This window comes from Pantoea sp. Ep11b (assembly GCF_040783975.1).
GTDB lineage: Bacteria > Pseudomonadota > Gammaproteobacteria > Enterobacterales > Enterobacteriaceae > Pantoea.
Genome location: NZ_CP160631.1, coordinates 2,784,046 through 2,805,760, shown reverse-complemented (window position 1 = coordinate 2,805,760; position 21,715 = coordinate 2,784,046). Strand labels below are relative to the sequence as shown.

Annotated in this window: 17 protein-coding genes; all 17 read left to right on the top strand. The window is 60.5% G+C overall.

Going from position 1 to position 21,715, the window contains the following annotated elements; all coding sequences use genetic code 11:
- The first annotated feature begins 3 nt into the window (after nucleotides 1–3).
- Complete coding sequence (locus AB1748_RS13320; RefSeq protein WP_181162214.1) at nucleotides 4–1,029, top strand: ABC transporter permease; 1,026 nt, start codon at nucleotides 4–6, stop codon at nucleotides 1,027–1,029.
- Between the two features lie 448 nt (nucleotides 1,030–1,477).
- Entirely contained in the window at nucleotides 1,478–2,395 is a 918-nt protein-coding gene (nac, locus tag AB1748_RS13315) for a nitrogen assimilation transcriptional regulator NAC (RefSeq protein WP_111140676.1), read from the top strand.
- A gap of 938 nt (nucleotides 2,396–3,333) precedes the next feature.
- On the top strand, nucleotides 3,334–4,293 hold the full coding sequence (gene cbl, locus AB1748_RS13310; protein ID WP_128084508.1) for an HTH-type transcriptional regulator Cbl: 960 nt from the start codon (nucleotides 3,334–3,336) through the stop codon (nucleotides 4,291–4,293).
- A gap of 157 nt (nucleotides 4,294–4,450) precedes the next feature.
- Nucleotides 4,451–5,908 (top strand): NAD-dependent succinate-semialdehyde dehydrogenase, encoded by a 1,458-nt coding sequence (locus tag AB1748_RS13305; protein WP_367395605.1) that lies wholly within the window; start codon nucleotides 4,451–4,453, stop codon nucleotides 5,906–5,908.
- A 444-nt stretch (nucleotides 5,909–6,352) separates the two neighbouring features.
- On the top strand, nucleotides 6,353–7,822 hold the full coding sequence (locus AB1748_RS13300) for an aldehyde dehydrogenase (RefSeq protein ID WP_367395604.1): 1,470 nt from the start codon (nucleotides 6,353–6,355) through the stop codon (nucleotides 7,820–7,822).
- 27 nt (nucleotides 7,823–7,849) lie between these two features.
- On the top strand, nucleotides 7,850–8,518 hold the full coding sequence (locus tag AB1748_RS13295; RefSeq protein WP_111140672.1) for a haloacid dehalogenase type II: 669 nt from the start codon (nucleotides 7,850–7,852) through the stop codon (nucleotides 8,516–8,518).
- Nucleotides 8,519–8,528: 10 nt separating this feature from the next.
- On the top strand, nucleotides 8,529–9,806 hold the full coding sequence (locus tag AB1748_RS13290) for an NAD(P)/FAD-dependent oxidoreductase (protein ID WP_367395603.1): 1,278 nt from the start codon (nucleotides 8,529–8,531) through the stop codon (nucleotides 9,804–9,806).
- A gap of 81 nt (nucleotides 9,807–9,887) precedes the next feature.
- Nucleotides 9,888–11,495 (top strand): ABC transporter substrate-binding protein, encoded by a 1,608-nt coding sequence (locus tag AB1748_RS13285; protein WP_367395602.1) that lies wholly within the window; start codon nucleotides 9,888–9,890, stop codon nucleotides 11,493–11,495.
- A 41-nt stretch (nucleotides 11,496–11,536) separates the two neighbouring features.
- A complete protein-coding gene (locus AB1748_RS13280; protein ID WP_111140669.1) occupies nucleotides 11,537–12,493 on the top strand; it encodes an ABC transporter permease in 957 nt (318 codons plus the stop codon).
- A complete protein-coding gene (locus AB1748_RS13275; protein WP_111140668.1) occupies nucleotides 12,490–13,341 on the top strand; it encodes an ABC transporter permease in 852 nt (283 codons plus the stop codon). Before AB1748_RS13280 ends, AB1748_RS13275 begins: the two co-directional genes overlap by 4 nt.
- Nucleotides 13,338–15,002, top strand: a complete 1,665-nt coding sequence (locus tag AB1748_RS13270; RefSeq protein WP_128084501.1) for an ABC transporter ATP-binding protein — start codon at nucleotides 13,338–13,340, stop codon at nucleotides 15,000–15,002. The genes AB1748_RS13275 and AB1748_RS13270 overlap by 4 nt, the downstream gene beginning before the upstream one ends.
- 143 nt (nucleotides 15,003–15,145) lie before the next feature.
- Nucleotides 15,146–16,477: an NAD(P)/FAD-dependent oxidoreductase gene (locus AB1748_RS13265; protein ID WP_367395601.1), complete on the top strand. Its 1,332-nt coding sequence runs from the start codon at nucleotides 15,146–15,148 to the stop codon at nucleotides 16,475–16,477.
- An 11-nt stretch (nucleotides 16,478–16,488) separates the two neighbouring features.
- Nucleotides 16,489–17,331, top strand: coding sequence for a GNAT family N-acetyltransferase (locus AB1748_RS13260; protein WP_367395600.1), 843 nt, complete (start codon nucleotides 16,489–16,491; stop codon nucleotides 17,329–17,331).
- Nucleotides 17,331–18,257 carry a glyoxylate/hydroxypyruvate reductase A gene (locus tag AB1748_RS13255; RefSeq protein WP_111140664.1) on the top strand — a complete coding sequence of 309 codons (927 nt, stop codon included), beginning with the start codon at nucleotides 17,331–17,333 and terminating at the stop codon, nucleotides 18,255–18,257. Before AB1748_RS13260 ends, AB1748_RS13255 begins: the two co-directional genes overlap by 1 nt.
- A gap of 1 nt (nucleotide 18,258) precedes the next feature.
- Nucleotides 18,259–19,392 (top strand): M20 aminoacylase family protein, encoded by a 1,134-nt coding sequence (locus AB1748_RS13250; RefSeq protein WP_111140663.1) that lies wholly within the window; start codon nucleotides 18,259–18,261, stop codon nucleotides 19,390–19,392.
- A gap of 113 nt (nucleotides 19,393–19,505) precedes the next feature.
- Complete coding sequence (gene gabT, locus AB1748_RS13245) at nucleotides 19,506–20,822, top strand: 4-aminobutyrate--2-oxoglutarate transaminase (RefSeq protein ID WP_367395599.1); 1,317 nt, start codon at nucleotides 19,506–19,508, stop codon at nucleotides 20,820–20,822.
- 285 nt (nucleotides 20,823–21,107) lie between these two features.
- Entirely contained in the window at nucleotides 21,108–21,620 is a 513-nt protein-coding gene (locus AB1748_RS13240) for an Lrp/AsnC family transcriptional regulator (RefSeq protein WP_111140661.1), read from the top strand.
- Nucleotides 21,621–21,715 lie beyond the last annotated feature (95 nt).

Here is a 21,715-nt window from a genome sequence, read left to right as displayed (position 1 = left end):
AATATGAAAGCTACTGCCACCCCGGCAGCCCCGCAGCAACCCTCTTTTTTTGCCAGCCTGCGTCATAAATTGCCGAAAGACACCGGCATTTTTGTGGTGATGGTCGGGATTGCGCTGATTTTTGAAATGTTTGGCTGGTACGTGCGTGACCAGTCTTTCCTGCTCAACACCAACCGTCTGATCCTGATTGTGTTGCAGGTGGCGATTATCGGGATCATTGCCGTCGGTGTAACTCAGGTCATCATCACTACCGGTATCGATCTCTCTTCAGGGTCTGTAATCGCGCTGGCGGCAGTGGTGGCCGCAAGTCTGGCGCAGACCTCTGACAGCCTCTCGCCGATGTATCCGTCTCTGGTCAATATGCCTGCGGTCATCCCTATTGCGGCCGGGATCGGTGTCGGCCTGCTGGCCGGTGTGGTCAATGGGGTGTTAATCACCCGCACCGGAATTCCGCCCTTTATCGCCACGCTGGGTATGATGGTGTCGGCTCGCGGTCTGGCGCAGTATTACACGCAGGGCAATCCCATCAGCTTCCTGTCTGACGGCTTTACCTCCATCGGCCAGGGTGCCATGCCGGTGGTCATTTTCCTGGTGGTGGCGCTGCTGTTCCACATCGCCCTGAAACATACCCGCTACGGCAAATATGTCTACGCCATCGGCGGCAACATGACCTCGGCGAAGGTCTCCGGTATCAACGTTAATAAGTATCTGATTATCGTCTACACCATTGCCGGCGCACTCTCTGGCCTGGCGGGTGTGGTGCTGGCGGCGCGCGTCAGCAGCGGCCAGTCAAGTATGGGGATGTCCTACGAGCTGGACGCGATTGCCGCGGCCGTGATCGGCGGTAGCAGCCTGATGGGGGGCGTAGGCCGGATCACCGGCACATTAATCGGCGCGGTCATTCTCGGGCTGATTAAAAGCGGATTCACCTTCGTCGGCGTCGATGCCTACATTCAGGACATCATCAAAGGCATCATCATTGTGGCGGCAGTTTCTATCGATATGCACCGTAACCGCAAAAAACGTTAACCGGCAGGCGTTGCCCTCTTCAGAACAGGGGAGAGGGCAGCGTTTGCTCTTATCTCTGCCCGCCCGTAATAAGTCTTCGTGCTGATAACGCTTACACCATTTCCCTCCGTTTATCCCGCTTTTCAGGCCTGGCAGGCTCCTTTCACAGGTGCCGGGTCCGCACTGGCTTAAAAGGGGGCACGTCTGTCATCACTTTTCTGCACGTCTGACTCGCAGCGTCTGCACTGTCATAGTGCGATCGGTCGCTGACCCCGCAGGAATGCGCTATCGATGATCCTTATTAACCCATCAGAGGTAATCAGAAACGCTTATTTTTCGGGCCGTTATAAAACATCCTTCTCCTGCGCGCATGACAGCCTTTAAACCTGGCCTGCATCTTGCAAAATTTCTCTCATCAGGGCGAAAAGCTGAGACCTTTTCGCGAATCGGGGTGAGTGACGGAGGCAGGATGAATTTAAGACGACTGAAATACTTTGTGAAAATCGTCGATATCGGCAGTCTGACGCAGGCAGCAGAAGTGCTGCATATCGCCCAGCCTGCACTCAGTCAGCAGGTGGCAACGCTGGAGAGTGAGCTGGACCAGCAACTGCTGATCCGCACCAAGCGTGGCGTGACGCCGACCGAGGCAGGCAAAATTCTTTATGGTCATGCGCGGACGATCCTGCGCCAGTGTGAGCAGGCGCAGACGGCGGTCATCAATGCCGGGCAGGTGCTGAGCGGTCAGGTGTCGATTGGTCTGGCACCAGGTACGGCAGCCTCATCGCTGACCATGCCGCTGTTGCAGACGGTGCGCGATCAGTTCCCGGAAGTGCTGGTCTACCTGCATGAAAACAGCGGCAGCGTGCTGAACGAGAAAGTGATGAACGGTCAGCTGGATATGGCGGTGCTGTACGACCGTGCGCCGACAGCCGGGATCAGCAGCATGGCGCTGATGAAAGAAGATCTCTATCTGGTGGGCGCCACCGACTACCCGGGCGCCAGCGTTGACCTGGCCGATGTGGCGCAGATGAGCCTGTTTTTACCGCGCGACTACAGCGCGGTGCGCAAGCGGGTCGATGAGGCATTTTCACTGCGCCGCCTGAGTGCGCGTATCATCGGCGAGATCGAATCGATCTCTACGCTGACCGCCGCCATTTCGAGCGGCATGGGCGTAACGGTATTACCCGAATCGGCCGCCCGTGCACTGGTGGGCTCGGCCGATGCCTGGATGTCGCGCATCAACAGCCCCTCACTGAGTCTGCCGCTTTCGCTGAATATCTCCGCCCGCTTGCCGCTGTCGCCTTCCGCGCAGGCTGTAAAAAATATTCTGCTGTCGCTACTCAATAAGCCGCTGAGTGAAGAGCGTGAGTTGATGTTAGTGGGGTAAGGGCGTTGGCGTGAGGGCAGGCGTGACGGGGATTCACAGAACAGCCGTTGAGCGTTAAAGGAGAACGTCACTACGGATTTGCGCTGAGCGGGTTTCGTCCGCCAGGCTGCGGGGTGTTTCAGGTTGCCCGTGCGGGCGGGCGCCTCCTGACAATTCCGGCGTCCGGCTCTTTTCGTGCCCCGCTTTGCGGGGTTGCCTCGTCACGCCCTGCGGCCTGCGGACCGTCCGGACGTGCCATCCCTGGCGCGTTCCGTCCTTTCGCCGACGTCCTGTCGGCTCATCCTGGCCTCCGGTTGTTCCCCGGCGCTGCGGACGCCTCTGTCAGACTGTCGCCTGTGAATTCTTTTTGTTTATTACGATGCAGCGTTGTCTGCTGGCCTGGAAGCCAGAGCCAGAGCCAGAGCCAGAGCCAGAGCCAGAGCCAGAGCCAGAGCTAATCCTCTGAACCTGAAGCGATAAAGTACCCAACACAGAAAGAAGAAGTTACAGCGGGGAGGGAGGCCGTCAGAGCCGCTGAGCGTATGAGGGATTTCAGGACTAGCGACAGGGATGTCGCGAAGAGGCGGGCTCGCGCCAGGGATGGCGCGTCCCGCCGGTCCGTGAGAAATCCGGAATAAGCGAAGGGACCGCGAAGCGGCGGTGATGCAGACTGGAGCCAGGGGGCAGGGGGGCGCGGCGACTGGCGCCCCCTTGTCGGTCGCCAGCAAAGGCGGCCTGAAACTGCCCGGCCTGCCAGGCGAACGAAACCCGCTCGGTGTCGTTTCACGTATCAATGCCGTATCTCCACCGGCAAGCAGAACTGACTGAACCTCTTATAGGACTACCTTATTCCTCCCGTTATTCCCTAAATTCATAAAGGTAAATTTTTTAGTATTTCCTGTTATCAATAATAGTTCTTACCATCAGGGAATCAGATTATGTAAAGGGAGGTAAATACCGTGAATTTCCAGCAACTTAAAATCATCCGCGAGGCGGCCCGCTGTGAGTTTAACTTAACGGAAGTCGCTAACACGCTATTTACGTCCCAGTCAGGCGTCAGTCGTCACATCCGCGATCTGGAAGATGAACTGGGCGTTGAGATCTTTATCCGTCGCGGTAAGCGTCTGCTGGGCATGACGGAACCGGGCAAAGCGCTGCTGACGATTGCCGAGCGCATCCTTGACGAAGCGGGAAAAGTGCGACGGCTGGCCGATGTCTTTACCAATGAAACCAGCGGTATCCTGACCATTGCCACCACCCATACCCAGGCGCGCTACAGCCTGCCGAAAGTGATTAAAGCCTTCCGCCAGCTCTATCCCAACGTCCGGCTCGAACTCAACCAGGGTTCACCGCAGGAAATCGTCACCATGCTGCTGGCGGGAGAGGCGGATATCGGTATCGCCAGTGAAATGCTGGTCAACAACAGCAGCCTGGCGGCGTTTCCCTGGTTCAGCTGGCATCACGCGCTGCTGGTGCCCGCCGGGCATGAGCTGGTGCAGAATCAGCCGGTGTCACTCAGCACACTCAGCCGCTATCCACTCATTACCTATCGCCAGGGGATCACCGGCCGGTCGCGCGTCGATCGGGCCTTCCAGTCGGCGGGGCTGAAGCCGGATATCGTGCTCAGCGCCCAGGACTCCGACGTGGTCAAAACCTACGTTAAGCTGGGATTGGGCGTCGGGATACTGGCGGATCAGGCGTGTGAAACCGAAGAGAGCGAAGAGCTGGTCCGCATTGACGCCACGCACCTGTTCGACCCCAGCACGGTCTGGCTTGGTCTCAAGCGCGGCCAGCTGCAAAGAAACTATGTCTGGCAGTTCCTCGAACTCTGCAATGCTAACCTCTCGCTGGAGGAGATTAAACGTCAGGCGCTCTCCTACAGCAGCGATGATGAACCGGTTATCGACTTCCAGATCTGATCTCAGTCGCACCCGGCAGAGCCGCCGGGTGCCTGCACGGCATAAAATTTCAAATCCGGGCCAAAAACCTGCTGGCCCGCCTTTCTTATTTTGCACAACAACATCCTGCACGCATCAGGCGCGATAAAGTGGAATTTGCTTACCACAAGGGGATGTTATGTCGCGACTACAACTCAACGACAGCGATCTGCTGCGCCAGCAGGCGCTGTTTGCCGGACGCTGGCAGGATGCACATCAGGGTGCCACGCTGCCGGTTACCGATCCGGCGACAGGCGAAACCCTGGCTACGATCCCGGCCCTGGGTCGGTCAGAGACAGAGCAGGCGATAGCCTGCGCGGAATCCGTGCGCATCAGCTGGGGCAAAACGACACATGTCAGCCGCGCCGCGCTGCTGGAAAAATGGCATCAGCTGATGCTGGACCATGCTGACGATCTGGCGATGATCATGACCGCTGAGCAGGGCAAACCGCTGGCAGAAGCCCGGGGTGAAGTTCTCTACGGTGCCAGTTTTGTAAAATGGTTCGCGGAGGAGGCCCGCCGCATCTACGGTGACACCATACCCGCGCCCAGCGACGATCGCCGCATTCTGGTACTGAAACAGCCGGTAGGGGTGGCCGCCGCGATTACGCCGTGGAACTTCCCGATAGCGATGATCACCCGCAAGGTCGCTCCCGCGCTGGCGGCAGGCTGCCCGATCATTGTGAAACCGTCGGAATTAACGCCGCTCTCGGCACTGGCGCTGGCTGTGCTGGCGGAGCGTGCCGGTTTTCCGCCGGGGGTGTTGCAGATGCTCACCGGCCTGCCTGCAGAAATTGGTGAGACGCTGACTGAAAGCCAGACGGTGCGCAAAATCTCCTTTACCGGCTCGACCCGGATCGGGCAGCTGCTGATGCAGCAGAGCGCCAACAGCCTCAAACGCCTGAGTCTGGAGCTGGGCGGCAACGCGCCGATGATCGTGTTTGATGATGCCGATGTTGAGATTGCAGTTGCGGGCGTCATGCTCAGCAAGTTCCGCAACGCCGGGCAGACCTGCGTCTGCGCCAACCGCATCCTGGTTCAGCGAAACATCTATCCCCGCTTCACTGCACGCCTGCTGGAGGAGGTCGCCACTCTGAAGGTAGGGGATGGCTTTGCACCGGGCACTACGATCGGTCCCCTGATCAATGCCCGCGCAGTGGAAAAAGTGAATGGTCACATCGACGATGCGCTCAGCCAGGGCGCAACGCTGTTGACCGGGGGCATCAGTCAGGACCAGGGGACTTTCGTTCAGCCCACCGTGCTTGGTGAGGTTACGGTGAAGATGCGCATCGCCCGTGAAGAGACCTTTGGCCCTGTGGCACCCTTGTTCATCTTTGATGAGGAAGAGGAGGCGATTGCGATGGCGAATGACACCCCATACGGTCTGGCTGCCTATTTCTTTACCGAAAACATCCGGCGGGCATGGCGGGTCGCGGAATCGCTGGAGGCGGGCATGGTGGGCTTTAACACCGGCGCGGTCTCACTGGAGGTGGCGCCCTTTGGTGGCGTGAAGCTCTCGGGTCTGGGGCGCGAAGGTTCCCGCTACGGAATAGAAGAATATCTGGAGCTGAAAACCTTTCATATTGGCAGTCTGTAATAAAAATAATAACGCGCCAGCCGATCAATCCGGCTGGCTTTTTTTTGCGGGTAAGAAAGCAGAAACGTCCCGGCGTCAAACAGTCTCTTTTAAAAATCTAAAAAATTTATCAGAGGTGTGAATCGGGTCAGTAAATCGCGGTGTGACGTGCGGCGAAATGAGCCCTCTTCGCCGGAATATCCGCGTTGGTGCAATTTTCATGCAGGCTGCACCCACAGGGTGCATAAATTTTGTGAAGTAAATCATCTGTTTAATGCTTCGGCAATTCCGCAAAAAATCGCGGGACAATACGGCAGAAAATTTTTTTGCGCTGTTTTAAACGCATTTTTATTTTTTGTCCGGCTGGCATACTTTCTGCATTAGTTAATTAACAGCGCAGAAATGGGTGGTCATAAAAAGTGATAATCCAGCCACTGATGGGTGTAACAAATAAGGAATGCTTCCATGTTAAGTTTCGACCCTGAAAAAGTTTCTCTTCCAGCCGGCCATTATATTGGCGGCCAGCACTGTCAGTGTCAGGGCGCCGCTTTCCAGGTAAAGCGGCCTTCTGATGGCCGCGTCTGTGCCACGCTGCAGGACGCCACGCCGCAGGATGTCGACCGCGCGGTGACCGTCGCCCATCAGGCGCTGAAAACCAGTGGCTGGTCCGGCTGCGCGCCCCGCGAGCGTGGACGGGTATTGCGGCGCTGGGCCGACCTGATTGAGCAGGATCCTCTGCTGGCCCGGCTGGAAGCCCTGGGTTCGACCCGGCCAATCAGCGACGTGGTGCTGCATGAAATTCCCTTTACTGCCGAAGCGATTCGCTTCTATGCCGAATGCGCCGACAAATACAGCGGTGACCTGTTTCCGACCCGTGACAGCAGCCTCGGCATGCTGATTGCCGAACCCTATGGCGTTATCGCCGCCATTACCCCGTGGAATTTTCCGCTGTCGATGGCGTCATGGAAATGCGGCCCGGCGCTGGCGGCGGGCAACGCGGTGGTGCTGAAACCCTCTGAGCTGACGCCGTTTTCAACCGTGCGCATGGCGGAGCTGGCGATTCAGGCGGGCTTACCGGCGGGGGTGCTGAATATTGTCCAGGGCAGCGGTGCCGTTACCGGCAGCGCGCTGGTCACTCATCCGCTGGTGCGCAAAGTCTCCTTTACCGGATCGACCCTGACCGGCGCGCGCATCATGAGCGATGCTGCGCAGCACGGCATGAAGCCGGTCACGCTGGAGCTGGGCGGTAAAAGTCCGCAGCTGGTATTTGATGATGCGGGCGACCCGGACATTCTGGCCCAGCGGATCCTGCGCGGCTTCACGGCCAACGGCGGCCAGGCTTGTGTGGCAGGCACCCGGCTTATCGTGCAGCGCAACATAGCGGAACCGCTGACAGAGCGGCTGATAGAGCTCTGTCAGGACGTCAGACCGGGCGTGACCTGGCAGGAGGATAGTCGCTACGCGCCGTTAATCGACGAGCGTCAGGGCCTGAAGGTCAGCTCGGTAATCGAGGCGGCGAAAGCGCAGGGCGCTGAAGTGCTGGTGGGCGGAGAACGTTTCGCCGGCACCGACGAAGGCTGGTTCTGGCAGCCCACTCTGCTGAGTCAGGTTACGCAGGACAATCCGGCGGTGCAGCAGGAGATTTTTGGCCCGGTGCTGACGGTGCAGACGTTTGATGAGGAGGAGCAGGGCCTGGCGATGGCGGCACATGACACCTATGGCCTCTGCGCCGGTGTCCACACTCTGAGCCTGCCGCGAGCGTTACGTGCCATGCGCGCCATCGAGGCGGGCACCGTCTGGATTAATCGCTATGGCCGTTCCGGCGACTTCATCATTCCGACCGGCGGCTTTCTCGGCTCGGGCATTGGTAAGGATCTGGGCCGTCAGGCGTTTCAGGCCTGCCAGCGGCAGAAGAGTGTACTCATCGATTTTTAAGCGCAACTGACAAGACGAGGGCGTTACATGGCACTGTTTAAACCGAAATTTATCACGTTCGACTGTTACGGCACGCTGATCCGCTTTGACATGGCGGGCGCAGCGCAGCGCCGCTTTAGCGACCGCGTCGATCCGGACGACATGCACGCCTTTACCACCGATTTTTCCAGCTACCGTCTGGATGAGGTGCTGGGCGCATGGAAGCCGTATTACGACGTGGTCAGCAATGCGATTCAGCGTACCTGCAAAAAGTGGGGTGTCCGCTGGGACAAAGCAGACAGTGACTTTATCTACACCGACTGCGCCAGCTGGGGGCCGCATCCCGATGTGCCCGCCGGGCTGGCGAAAGTCGCCACAGAGTTTCCGCTGGTGCTGCTGACCAACTCGATGAAAGATCTTATCCCGCACCATATCCCTCGCCTGGGCGCTCCAATCCACATGACCATCACGGCGGAAGAGGCGGGTGCCTATAAACCGCAGATGAAGGGCTTTGAGTACATGCTCGACAGGCTCGGCTGCGGCCCGGAGGAGATCCTGCATGTTTCTTCCAGCTTCCGCTATGACCTGATGACCGCCCACGATCTCGGTATTAAAAACAAAGTCTGGGTCAATCGCGGTCATGAGCCGGCCAATCCTTACTACCAGTACACCGAAATCAACGATATCGGCGGCCTGCCCGGCGTAGTCGGACTCTGAGGAACTCCCTATGAAACTGGAATCGTTCTGGCAGGCCACCGCCCCGGCGTTTACCGGCGCCGCCCGCGAACCGCTGCCCGCTCAGGCGGACGTGGTTGTGATCGGTGGCGGCTTCACCGGCATCTCGGCCGCGCTGAATCTGGCGCGCAGCGGTATCCGCGTGGTGGTGCTGGAGAGTGGCGACGTGATGAGCCAGGCGTCGGCGCGCAACGGCGGTCACTGCAATACCGGGGTGGCCCACAATTTCGCTTCGCTGGTGGCGAGCCAGGGTCTGGAGCAGGCCAGCCGCTTCTACCGGGCATTTGACGATGCGGTGAGCTATGTCTGCCAGCTGATTCAGGAGGAGCAGATCGATTGTGACTTCCGGCTGTGCGGCAAGCTCAAACTGGCCAGCAAAGCGTCGCATATGGCCGGTCTGCGGGAAGCCTATGAACTGATGCGTCGCACTGTGGATCCGCAGATCGAACTGCTCGACAAAACGGCGGTGCGCGACGAGATCGCCAGCGACGATTTCCACGGCGGCCTGCTGCAGAAGCGGGGCGGCCAGATGCACATGGGGAAATTTGGCGTCGGCCTGGCGGAGGCGGCGGCCCGCAGCGGGGCGAAGATCTATCCGCACCACGCCGTGACGAAGCTGGAGCGCCTCAGAGGCTATCAGCATCGGATTCACACCGCGCAGGGCGCGATTCTGGCCGATAAAGTACTGATGGCGACGGGCTGCTCCAACGTCGGCCCGTTTCCCTGGTTTCAGCGCCGCATCGTGCCGGTCGGCAGCTTTATTGTGGTGACCGAAGCCCTCGATCCGGCGCTGCTGCGTCAGGTGCTGCCTCACGATCGGACCTACGTGACGTCGCTCAACATCGGCAACTATTTCCGCACCACTACCGATCACCGGCTGGTTTTCGGCGGGCGGGCGCGGTTTGCGGTCAGCAATCCGACCTCTGATTCGCGCAGCGGCGAGATCCTGCATCACGCACTGACGCAGATGCTGCCACCGCTCCGCCAGGCGCGGGTGGACTACTGCTGGGGCGGCATGGTCGATATGACCGCCGACCGTCTGCCCCATGCGGGTGAACAGGAGGGGCTCTTCTATTCACTGGGCTACAGCGGACACGGCACACAGATGTCGGTCTGGATGGGACGCGTGATGGCCGATCTGCTGGCCGAAAAGCGCAACGAAAATCCCTGGCAGCGTGACGCATGGCCCGCGCTGCCCGGTTATCACGGCAAGCCATGGTTTTTACCGCTCGCAGGACTCTATTACAAAGCAAAGGATCGCCTTTCTTAACGTCCCGTCGGGTGCTGGTCGCCAGGTCATCAGCACCGCCAGACCCTGTTCCCGGTTCGCCTGACTATTGAGGGTAGAGAGATGAGTAAATTTGATAATAACGACGCTGATGCGGTAAATCCGGCACTGACGCGCATGATCACCGAGGGTTCCCTGTCCCGCCGCAGCCTGATGAAAATCCTCTCCGCCGGTGCGGTGATGAGCAGTGGCCTGGTCGGTTTTTCCGGGGCTGCACTGGCGGACGACAAGCCGGTCAGGGGCGGTAAACTGCGCGCGGCGATGTCGAACGCCTCCGCCACCGATACGCTCGATCCGGCCAAAAGCAATAACAGCGCCGACTATACCCGCCAGTTTATGTTCTACAGCGGCCTGACCGAGCTGGATAAAAACCTGACCGCGCAACCGGCGCTGGCGGAATCGCTGGAGTCCAGCGACGGCATCACCTGGCATATTAAGCTGCGTAAGGGAGTCACCTTCCATGATGGCAAACCGCTGACCGCCAGCGATGTCATCTTCTCGCTCAGCCGCCACAAAGATCCCGCCATCGCCTCTATCGCCTTTAAGCTGGCCGATCAGTTCAAAGCTTTCAGCGCCGTCAGCGACAGCGAGGTGCAGCTGGAGCTGAACAGCGCCAACTTCGATGTTCCTTATATGCTGGCGACCCCGCCGTTTTTAATCGTCAAAGAGGGCACGACCGATTTCAGTAAAGGCATCGGCACCGGGCCGTTTATCTGCAAAACCTTTATGCCGGGAACCCGCACCATCGGCACCCGGAACCCCAACTACTACAAGCCGGGACTGCCGCATCTGGATGAGGTGGAGCTGATTGGCGTCACCGACGGCGCGGCGCGCGTCAACGCCCTGATGTCGGGCGATCTGCAGATGGTGTCAACCCTCACCGCCGCCGACTGTAAGCGTCTCAACGCCAGCGGTGAGTTTGGCGTACTGGAGAGTAAGTCAGGGATGTACACCAACCTGATTATCCGCACCGACATGAAGCCGGGTAACAACGAAGATTTCGTGCTGGCGATGAAATATCTGCAACCGCGTGAAATGCTGGTGAAAACGGTCCTGCAGGGCTACGGCGACGTCAGTAATGACACGCCGGTGCCACCGTGGCATCCACTCTATAACGCCGACCTCAAACCCCGTCCGCTGGATGTGGAAAAAGCGAAGTTTCATATCAAAAAAGCGGGCATGACCGGTTCCACCGTCGAGATCATTACTACGCCGAATATCGAAGGAGCGAACGAAGGCGGTCAGCTGATCCAGCAGATGGCGCGCGGGGCGGGGCTGAATGTCAAAGTGCGACGCGTGCCGTATGACGGTTACTGGTCTTCGCACTGGATGAAAGATCCGCTGGGATATGGCTCGATAAATCCGCGTCCCACGCTGGATATGCTCTTCTCGCAGTTTTATCTCTCAACCGCACCGAACAACGAATCGGGCTGGAAAAATCCCCGGTTCGATCAGCTGGTGGTCGCGGCGCGCGGCGAGCGCGATCAGGCCAGACGCAAGCAGATGTATGGCGACATGCAGACGCTGATTTATGACCACTGCGGCACCATCATCCCGACCTTTATCAGCTCGACTGATGGTTACAGCAAAAAGGTCAAAGGCGTCGAGCCCTGGCCGTCAGGCATGATGATGGGCTATCGCTTCCATGAATTTGCCTGGCTGTCCGCCTGATCTCCGCCTGCTCCATCAGGCTACCTATAGGGAGTTCGCCGATGAACCGATACATGCTGTTTCTGATTGCCCGGCGCACGGGTGCCGGCATCCTGACGTTGCTTATCGTCTCGGCGGTGGTGTTTTTCATCACCAGCCTGCTGCCCGGTGACGCGGCGCAGATGATCCTGGGCCAGAACGCCACACCGGAAACGGTGGCGGCGTTACGGCAGCAACTGGGCCTCGACCAGCCTCTGCTGATGCGCTATCTCCACTGGCTGGCCGGGCTGGTGCAGGGTGATTTTGGCATCTCGTTTGCCAGTCATCTGCCGGTCTCGCAACTGGTGGCGCAGCGCATCCCCGCGACCTTTGAACTGGCGGCTATCACCACGCTGATCTGCGTGCCGCTGGCGCTGCTGATCGGCATCCTGGCCGCGATGAATCGTGGCTCCCGGCTCGATCGTGCGCTGGTCATTGCGACGATGGCAACGGTGGCGGTGCCTGAATTTCTGGTAGCGACCGTGGCGGTGCTGATCTTTGCCGTCCGGCTGCACTGGGTGTCAGCCATGTCATTCGGCAGCCCCGACAGCGACCTGCTGAGCTACCTCAAAGCGTACGCGCTGCCGGTGCTGACGCTCTGCTGCGTGCTGGTGGCGCAGATGGCCCGTATGACCCGCGCCGCCATTATCAATCAGCTCGACAGCCCCTACCTGGAGATGGCGCAGCTGAAGGGCGTGTCGCCGCTCAGGGCCGTTCTGCGTCACGCGCTGCCCAACGCGGTCGGGCCGATTGCCAATGCCATCTCGCTCAGCCTCTCCTATCTGTTTGGCGGCGTCATCATCATCGAAACCATCTTCAGCTATCCCGGTCTGGCCAGCCAGCTGGTCGATGCGGTCAGTAACCGCGATCTGCCCGTGGTGCAGCTCTGCGTCATGCTGTTTGCCGCCTGTTACCTGGTGCTGCTGCTGCTGGCCGATATTCTGACTATCGCCTTTAACCCGAAATGGAGAAGCGCATGAATACTCTCTTGTTGCCGTGGCGTTTCCTGCAGTCGCTCTCCTGGTCAGGACGGCTGGGGCTGCTGGTGTCGCTGTTCTGGCTGCTGATGGCGCTGTTCGGCACCGCGCTGGCACCGCACAGCATTGACGATATCGGCGGCGGTCCGCTGATGGGGGGCCTGACCGCCGAGAACCTGCTGGGAACCGACTACCTGGGACGCGACATGCTGAGCCGCATTCTCTACGGTGCGAAGTTCTCTATCGGTCTGGCGCTGAGTGCCGCGCTGCTGGCCAGTCTGGTCGGCACGCTGCTGGCGCTGCTCGCCGCCGTAACCGGACGCTGGCTGGAAGAGCTGCTGGGCCGCATCAATGACGCGCTGCTGGTGCTGCCGGGCAAAGTGCTGTCGCTGATGATCGTGGCGGTGTTTGGCTCCTCGCTGCCGATGCTGGTCCTGACCGCCGTCTTTACCTACTGGCCGGGTGCCTTCCGCATCGCCTTTGCCATGGCCAGCTCGCTGCGCAGCATGGACTACGTGCGCGCCTCACGGCTGCGTGGTGAAAGCCGCTGGTATATCGCCATCCACGATATTCTGCCCAACATGGTGCACCCGATGCTGACTGACTTTGGCCTGCGCTTTGTCTACATCGTTCTGCTGCTGAGCGGCCTGAGTTTCCTCGGCCTGGGCGTGCAGCCGCCTTACGCCGACTGGGGCACGCTGGTGCGAGAAAATATGCAGGGTCTGTTTGACGGCTCGCCTGCGGTGCTGATGCCTGCGCTGGCCATCGCCAGCCTGACTATCGGGGCCAACCTGTTTATCGACAGCCTGCAGGCGATGCGTCCGATGACCCTGGCGAAGGAGGGAGCATGAACGTGACACCACATACCGCAATGCCTGTCATTTCCGTCGACAAACTGCGCGTGACGGCGCAGACCGATCGCGGTGAAGAGATCGACCTGGTTTCTGACATCCACTTTACGGTGCAGAAAGGGGAGGTACTGGCACTGATTGGTGAATCCGGTTCGGGTAAAACCACTATCGCAATGGCGCTGATGGGCTATGCCCGCAGCGGCTGCCGCATAGCCGAAGGGCATGTGCACGTTGCGGGCACCGACGTTAACAGCCTCACACCGGGCCAGCTGCGCGCCTTTCGCGGTAACAAAGTCGCCTACATCGCCCAGAGCGCGGCGGCGTCGTTTAATCCGGGCATGAAAATAATGGACCAGGTGATCGAGCCGGTCGTCATTCATGGCACGCTGACCCGCAGGGAGGCAAAAGCCAGGGCGATCGGCCTGTTCCGTGAGCTGGCGCTGCCGGATCCGGAAACCATCGGCGATCGCTATCCGCATCAGGTCTCGGGCGGCCAGTTACAGCGTCTGATGACGGCGATGGCGCTGATCGGTGAACCGGACGTGGTGATCCTGGACGAACCGACCACCGCGCTGGACGTGACGACGCAGGTGGAGGTACTGAAGGCGTTTCGCCGCGTGGTCCTGCAGCGTGGCGTCACTGCGATTTATGTCAGCCACGATCTGGCCGTGGTGGCGCAGATGGCTGACCGGATCCTGGTGCTGCTGCGGGGCAGAATGGCGGAGTATGGTTCGACCGCACACCTGATGGGCGCGCCGCAGGCGGACTACACCCGTCAGCTGATGGAGGCCGCACGGCAGAAAGAGCGGCCCAGCAACTGGTGCCCGGACTCGGCCGATATCCAGCCGTTGCTGGAAGTGCGCGACCTCAGTGCAGGATATGGCCCGCGAGGCAGCGACGGACAGCCAAAAATCCCTATTCTGGCGGGGATCAATCTTCAGCTGTGGAAAGGGCAGGCGATAGGCATTATTGGTGAGTCAGGCTCCGGCAAAACCACACTGGCCCACGCCATCGCCGGGCTGAATGCGCCGAGTCAGGGGCATATTCTTTTCAACGGCCACTACATCGCGGGCGATATGCAGAAACGCCCGGATAACGAGCTGCGGCGTATTCAGTATGTGTTTCAGATGGCGGACACGGCGCTGAACCCGGCCCACAGCGTGGAGCGGATCCTGTCGCGACCGCTGACGCTGTTTCACGGCCTGAGCGGAGCGGCCCGGCAGCAGCGGCTCTGGCAGCTGCTGGATCTGGTGCAGCTGCCGCGCAGCGTCCTGTGGCGGCGTCCCTGGGCGCTGTCGGGTGGGCAGAAGCAGCGTGTCAACCTGGCACGGGCGCTGGCGGCGGAGCCGGATCTGATCCTGTGCGACGAGGTCACCTCGGCGCTGGATACCGTGGTCGCCGCCGCGGTGCTCGACTTAATCAGCGAACTGCGCCGTGAGCTGGGGCTGGCCGTGATCTTCATCAGCCATGACATGCATGCGGTGCGCGCGGTGTGCGATGAGATTGTGGTCATGAAGAGTGGCCGCATCGTCACGCAGCTGGCGCGGCAGGACTACGATAAGCCAACCCGCGAACTCTATTTTGAGCGGCTGAAACGGGCAGTGCCGGAGCTGCGTCAGGGATGGCTGGACGAACACGAAGAGATTTTAAAAGCGGAGTAAGCGGCACGCTTTCAGCGAGGCTGAATGCGCCCACATTTACCCGTCTCTGCCGCCATTGCGGGCGGTGAGACGCATGGGTCAGTTGCAATGCGGCGATATTGCCGTGCAGCCGATCGGTTACTGACAACAGAGGTTCTCTTTTTATGCCTGCACCCCTTCGTTACGTACAGGATAGTGTCAATTTCCCCGATTCCGCCGATGTGGTGGTCATTGGTGCCGGTATCGCCGGGGCTGCGGCCACCTTTGAACTGGCGAAACAGGGCGTGAATGTCGTGCTCATCGAAAAAGGTCTGGTCGGGGCAGAGCAGTCGAGCCGCAACTGGGGCTGGTGTCGCCAGCAGAATCGCGATGAGCGTGAACTGCCGCTGATTATCTATGCGCTGCAGCGCTGGGGCGAGCTTAACGCGGAAACCGGGGAGGAGCTGGGATTCCGTCGCAGCGGGCTGGTCTACGCCACACAGGAGGAGTCAGAGATTGCGGCCTGGGATAAGTGGAACCAGATGGCCAAAGGCTACGGTATGCAGAGTTCCATCCTGACGGCGGAACAGGCCAAAGCCATGACGCCCGGCAGCACCACCAACTGGCGGGGCGGCCTCTCCTCGCCCACCGACGGTCACGCTGAACCACGGCTGGCTGCGCCAGGGCTGGTGGCGGGCGCCCAGAAAAAAGGGGCGCTGCTGTTTCAGCAGTGCGCCGTTCGCGGACTGGATATCGCTGCCGGACGGGTCAGCGGCGTCTGGACCGAGCGCGGGCTGATCAAAACCAGCCGGGTAATCTGTGCGGCGGGTGCCTGGACCTCCATGTTCTGTCGTCGCCACGGCATCGATCTGCCGCTCGGCAACGTGATAGGTACGGCCTTCCGCACGCAGCCGATCGAACAGGCGATCGCCATGCCGCTCTATACGCCCGGCTTTGCCTGCCGGCCCCAGCTGGATGGCAGTTATACCGTGTCGGTCTCCGGCCGGGGACGGCTGGAGCCGGGGGCGCAGGGGCTGCGCTATGCGCGTCAGTTCTATCCGACCTTTAAAAGTCGCCGGAAAAACCTCACGCTGAACCTCGGCCTGTCGCCGTTTTTCAATGGCCCGGAAGCGATGGGACGCTGGGCTTTTGACCGCGAGTCGCCGTTTGAACGCATGCGAATTCTCGATCCGGCCGCCGATGCCGGGATTGTCGAAGAGGGGCTGGCGGCGATGCGACGGGAATATCCGGCGCTGGCCGGTCTCAGGCTGGCGCAGTCGTGGGGCGGCATGATTGACAGCACCCCGGATGCCATCCCGGTGATCTCGGCGGTGGCAAAAGTGCCGGGACTGATACTCTCGGCGGGCTACAGCGCCCACGGCTTCGGTATCGGACCGGGGGCCGGACGACTGGCCGCCGATCTGGCAACCGAAGCCACACCGGTCGTGGATCCGACACCCTACCGCTACAGCCGTCTGGTTGACGGCAGCGGACTTGATACGCCAGGCATGATGTAAGGAGAACGCGAATGAGCCTGACACTACGCGCAATGACACCTGATGATCTCGACGCCTGCTACCAGATGACGCAGGCGCTGAAATGGCCTCACCGCCGGGAAGACTGGCAGCTGGCGCTGCAACTGGGTGAGGGAACGGTGATTGAAGAGCAGGGCCGGATCATCGGCAGCGCGATACTCTGGCGCTGGGGCGAGCGCGCCGCCACGGTGGGGCTGGTGATTGTTGATAATCAGCAGCAGGGGCGCGGGCTGGGCAAACAGCTGATGCTGGCGCAACTGGAAAAAGTGCCCGACTGTCATGTCCGGCTGCACGCCACTGAAATGGGCAAGGGGTTGTATGAAAAGCTCGGTTTCGTCACCTGCGGCGAGATCCGTCAGCATCAGACCCGCGCCCTGACCACGCTTCCGGCGGTGGCGATCCCGGCGGGGCTGCAACTGCGTCCGGCGACCCTGGCCGATCACGCCACGCTGGTGACGCTGGATCAGCAGGCAAGCGGCATGTCCCGTCCGGCACTCTATGAACATTTGCTGCGGGACTGCCAGACGGTGCTGCTGGAGGATGCGGCACAACAGATTCAGGGCTTCGCCAGCCTGCGCCGTTTCGGCCACGGCTGGGCGATTGGCCCGGTGATCGCGGCGGCGTTCCCGGTCGCGCAGGCGCTGGTCGCCACACTGATGCAGTCGCTTGAGGGGCAGTTTCTGCGCATCGACACCGATGCCCGCCTGCCGATGGCCAGCTGGCTTCATACCCTTGGGCTGGATCAGGTTGATGCCCCTGTCACGATGGTGCGCGGCACGCCCTGGACGCCGCAGGGTATGCAGGCATTCGGCCTCATGACTCAGGCGATGGCCTGATGCACATCGTTTATAAATCCGAACCGGAACGTGGCCGCATCTGGCAACGCTGGCTGGCAGAACATGCGCCCGATATTCAGCTGCATATCTGGCCTGAAACCGGCGATCCGGCGCAGGTGGAGGCGCTGGTCGCCTGGCTGCCACCGGCTGATATTCCGGCACGCTTTCCCCGTCTGAAGCTGCTGTTTTCAGTGGGAGCCGGAGCCGATCAGTTTGACCTGCATGCGCTGCCGCCCGACCTGCCGGTGATCAGAATGGTTGAGCCGGGACTGACGCAGGGCATGGTCGAATATGTCACCTTCGCGGTGCTCGGCCTGCATCGCGACATGCCACGCTATTTCCATCAGCAACGTCAGCAGCAGTGGCTGGCTCACAGTGCCACACCCGCCGCGCAGCGTCGGGTGGGCGTGATGGGAATGGGGGAGCTGGGGCAGGCTGTGCTGGCGCAGCTGGTGGCGCTGGGCTTTGACTGTGCAGGCTGGAGCCGCACGCCGCGCCACTCTCCCGCTGTTCGCTGCTGGCACGGCGACGATCAGCTGGCGGCGTTTCTGGCGCACAGCGAGATTCTGGTCTGCCTGCTGCCTCTGACCGAAACCACGCGGGGTCTGCTCAACCGGACGCTGTTCAGTCAGTTGCCACCAGGTGCGGCGCTGGTGCAGGTCGGGCGAGGCCCGCAACTGGCAGAGGACGATCTGCTGCAGGCGCTGGCAGGCGGTCAGCTGCGCGCCGCCGTCATTGACGTGACCGACCCGGAGCCGTTACCGCCGGACCACCCCTTCTGGCACCATCCCGCCATCTGGCTGACACCGCACATCGCCAGCCAGACACAGAATGAGAGTGCTATTGCGGCCCTGCTGGAAAATCTGCGGCGTTATCAGCGAGGCGAGCCGCTGCACGGTGAAATCGACCGTTCGCGAGGATATTGAGATGGAACACTTAGTGGCCCTGCGCCGCGATTTACATGCCCACCCGGAGCTGGGTTTTCAGGAGCAGCGCACCAGCGACATCGTGGCCCGTTTTCTGCAGGAGCAGGGCATTGAAGTGCATCGCGGTATCGGTAAAACCGGTGTCGTCGGGATACTGAAAAAGGGCAGCAGTCCGCGCATGATCGGCCTGCGGGCGGACATGGATGCGCTGCCGATGCGGGATCAGAGCGGCACGGCCTGGCAGAGCGGAACCGAACAGGTGAGTCACGCCTGCGGCCATGACGGCCATACGGTGATGCTACTTGGCGCTGCCGAAACACTGGCGCGCGACGTCCATTTTGACGGCACGGTCTGCTTTATCTTTCAGCCTGCGGAAGAGGGGCTGGCGGGCGCCCGGGCGATGATTGATGACGGCCTGTTCAGCCGGTTTCCCTGCGATGCCGTCTACGCCATTCATAACTGGCCGGAGCTGCCGCTCGGCCAGGTGCAGACCCGGCCCGGTCCCATTATGGCGGCGGCCGATCGGTTCGATATCCGCGTGCTGGGCGGCGGCGGCCATGCCGCGCAGCCTCACCTGACGGGCGATACCCTGCTGGCGATCAGCGAGCTGGTAGTGCAGCTCAATACGCTGGTTCCGCGCGCGCTCGATCCGTGCGAAACGGCGCTGCTCACCGTGACCCGGATGCAGGGGGGCTTTTCGCACAACATGATCCCCTCAGAGGCGAGCATCACCGGCACGGTGCGCACCTTCAGCGCGGCCGCGCAGGATACGATCGAAGCCCGGATGCGTCAGATGGCAGAGCACATCACCGCTGCCCACGGCCTTCAGGCCGAGGTCAGTTACCTGCGCTACTACCCGGCAACGCTGAACAGCGCGGCGGAGGCGCAGTTCTGTCTGGAGGCCCTGACAGCCGCTGGCATCCGGGCGGATCTCGCGCCCCGGCCTGCGCTCACCTCCGAAGATTTTGCGTTTATGCTGCAGGCGCGCCCCGGTGCCTATCTGTGGCTGGGTTCGGCACCCAGTAAGCCGCTGCACCACGCCGCGTATGACTTCAATGATGCGCTGATTCCATATGGCGTTGACGTTTTTGTCACGCTGATCCGCCAGGCGCTGGCGGAGAAATTTCCCTGCTGAATGCTGCGGGATTTTGACAGGAAATGCCGCTGCATGGGGAATTACGGCAGCGTAATAAACCCGTGCATTGCGATACTTGAGCCAACCGAACGTTACGTGGATGAGGGTTTAGAATGCAGAATGTCATGGCAGAACAGCAAGCATACTCCGATAACAGCCTGTTACTGGATGCACGTGAGCAGAACGTCCCGCGCGGAGTTGTGACCGCCCATCCGCTGGTGATCGAACGCGCCAGGGGCAGTGAAGTGTGGGACGTAGAGGGCAACCGCTATCTCGACTTCGTCGGCGGCATCGGCGTGCTGAATGTCGGCCACAATCACCCGGCGGTGGTCAATGCGGTCACCCGTCAGCTGGGCCTGGTCTCTCACGCCTGTTTTCAGGTGGTGGCCTATCCGGGCTACATCGAGCTGGCGCAACGGCTGAACCGGCTGGTCGGCGGTGATGAGGCGTATAAAAGCGTCTTCTTTACCAGTGGCGCGGAAGCCGTAGAAAATGCGGTCAAGATTGCCCGCTCGCATACGCAGCGGCCTGGCATCATCGCATTTGATGGGGCGTTTCATGGCCGGACCCTGCTGGGCGTCACCCTGACCGGTATGTCCGCGCCTTACAAACAGAACTTTGGCCCGTTCCCCGGGGATATCTACCGGCTGCCTTTTCCGAATCCGCTGCACGGCATCACCGAAGCGGACTGCCTGAAGGCGCTGGATCAGCTCTTTGCCGTGCAGATCCTGCCGGAGCGGGTCGCGGCGATCATTATTGAGCCGGTGCAGGGCGACGGCGGATTCCTGCCTGCGGGTCCGGCCTTTATGCAGGCGCTGCGGCGGATCACCAGTCAGCACGGCATTCTGCTGATCTGCGATGAGGTGCAGTCCGGCTTCGGGCGCACCGGCACGATGTTCGCGTTCCAGCAGCTGGGCATAAAACCGGACCTGATCACCCTGGCAAAAAGTCTGGGCGGCGGCCTGCCGATTTCCGGTGTGGTCGGCCGGGCAGAAATCATGGATGCGCCGACGCCGGGCGGGCTGGGCGGCACCTACGGCGGTAATGCCCTGGGTTGTGCGGCGGCGCTGGCGGTACTGGATCTGTTTGAGCAGGAGAACCTGCTGCAGCGTTCCTGCCAGCTCGGTGAGCAGCTTAATGGACGACTGCGCCAGCTGGCAGAAAAATATGCCTGCATCGGTGACGTGCGCGGCGTGGGCTTTATGCAGGCGGTGGAGATTCTCGATTACGAAACCGGCCGTCCCGATGCGGCGCTGACCCAGAAGATCCTGGACAGTGCCTGCCAGGAAGGGCTGCTGCTGATTAAATGCGGTCTGCATCGCAACACCATTCGCTTCCTCGCGCCACTGGTCACCACCGACTCACAGCTGGAAGAGGCGCTGCATATTTTTGATATTGCACTGGCCCGCGCCACCGGCCGGTTGGGATAAAACCGTTCCTCATTGATTTTGTTAAAGTAAGTCGAAAATCTCCCGCTGGTATAACCACTGCGAAGCACTGGCGCATTAACTGTAAAGCGTGTTATATCTTCGGGAGGTTCTGCACATTTAACTAAGAGCCTATCCGGTCAGGCTATTTAAATTGTCAGTCTGCTTTGGGCAGTGCTCACCATCCCGACGGCTCTCTGTTCGTGCTGGTTGTTCCGCGCTGTCCCTCTCCGGACTGCCTGCCACCATGACGCCTGCCGGTACAGGCTCTGACAGTGAGGGGATGCTATGAACGGCTTAATGAAACTCGACCGCATTGACATCAATATTCTGGTGCAGCTTCAGAAAGATGGCCGTATCAGCAACGTAAACCTCGCCGATGCCGTAGGTCTCTCGCCCAGCCCCTGCCTGCAACGGGTCAAACGTCTGGAGCAGGCCGGATTTATCACCGGCTATGAAGCGCACATCAATCTTACCCGTATTACCGATTCGGTAACGGTTTTTACCGAAGTCACCCTGTCAGGCCATCGTCGCGAAGACTTTATGAAATTCGAAAGTGCGATGCGCGACGTGGATGAACTGATGGAGTGTCATCTCATCACCGGCGGCTACGACTACCTGCTGCGCTTTATTACCCGCAGTATTGAGCACTATCAGGAAGTTATTGAGAAGCTGCTTGATGCTCAGATCGGCATTGATAAATACTTCAGTTATATCGTGATTAAATCCCCGATTATGAAAAGCAGCGTGCCACTGCGATCGCTGATCGGCAAACATAACTCCGTCGAGTTCGGCGTATAAGGGGCGGCAGGCATTGCCCCTTTCTTGATGCACTCTGAAAGCGGGCCGTCACCCCGGTCCCGCGCCTCCCTTCCGGCCGTTTCGTCCTGCACGCT

Coding starts and splice junctions, on each gene's coding strand:
- AB1748_RS13300 (WP_367395604.1), top strand. CDS start 6,353: ATGTTAAGTTTCGACCCTGAAAAAGTTTCTCTTCCAGCCGGCCATTAT.
- AB1748_RS13285 (WP_367395602.1), top strand. CDS start 9,888: ATGAGTAAATTTGATAATAACGACGCTGATGCGGTAAATCCGGCACTG.
- nac (WP_111140676.1), top strand. CDS start 1,478: ATGAATTTAAGACGACTGAAATACTTTGTGAAAATCGTCGATATCGGC.
- AB1748_RS13320 (WP_181162214.1), top strand. CDS start 4: ATGAAAGCTACTGCCACCCCGGCAGCCCCGCAGCAACCCTCTTTTTTT.
- AB1748_RS13260 (WP_367395600.1), top strand. CDS start 16,489: ATGAGCCTGACACTACGCGCAATGACACCTGATGATCTCGACGCCTGC.
- AB1748_RS13295 (WP_111140672.1), top strand. CDS start 7,850: ATGGCACTGTTTAAACCGAAATTTATCACGTTCGACTGTTACGGCACG.
- AB1748_RS13250 (WP_111140663.1), top strand. CDS start 18,259: ATGGAACACTTAGTGGCCCTGCGCCGCGATTTACATGCCCACCCGGAG.
- AB1748_RS13255 (WP_111140664.1), top strand. CDS start 17,331: ATGCACATCGTTTATAAATCCGAACCGGAACGTGGCCGCATCTGGCAA.
- gabT (WP_367395599.1), top strand. CDS start 19,506: ATGCAGAATGTCATGGCAGAACAGCAAGCATACTCCGATAACAGCCTG.
- AB1748_RS13240 (WP_111140661.1), top strand. CDS start 21,108: ATGAACGGCTTAATGAAACTCGACCGCATTGACATCAATATTCTGGTG.
- AB1748_RS13305 (WP_367395605.1), top strand. CDS start 4,451: ATGTCGCGACTACAACTCAACGACAGCGATCTGCTGCGCCAGCAGGCG.
- AB1748_RS13280 (WP_111140669.1), top strand. CDS start 11,537: ATGAACCGATACATGCTGTTTCTGATTGCCCGGCGCACGGGTGCCGGC.
- AB1748_RS13270 (WP_128084501.1), top strand. CDS start 13,338: ATGAACGTGACACCACATACCGCAATGCCTGTCATTTCCGTCGACAAA.
- AB1748_RS13265 (WP_367395601.1), top strand. CDS start 15,146: ATGCCTGCACCCCTTCGTTACGTACAGGATAGTGTCAATTTCCCCGAT.
- AB1748_RS13275 (WP_111140668.1), top strand. CDS start 12,490: ATGAATACTCTCTTGTTGCCGTGGCGTTTCCTGCAGTCGCTCTCCTGG.
- AB1748_RS13290 (WP_367395603.1), top strand. CDS start 8,529: ATGAAACTGGAATCGTTCTGGCAGGCCACCGCCCCGGCGTTTACCGGC.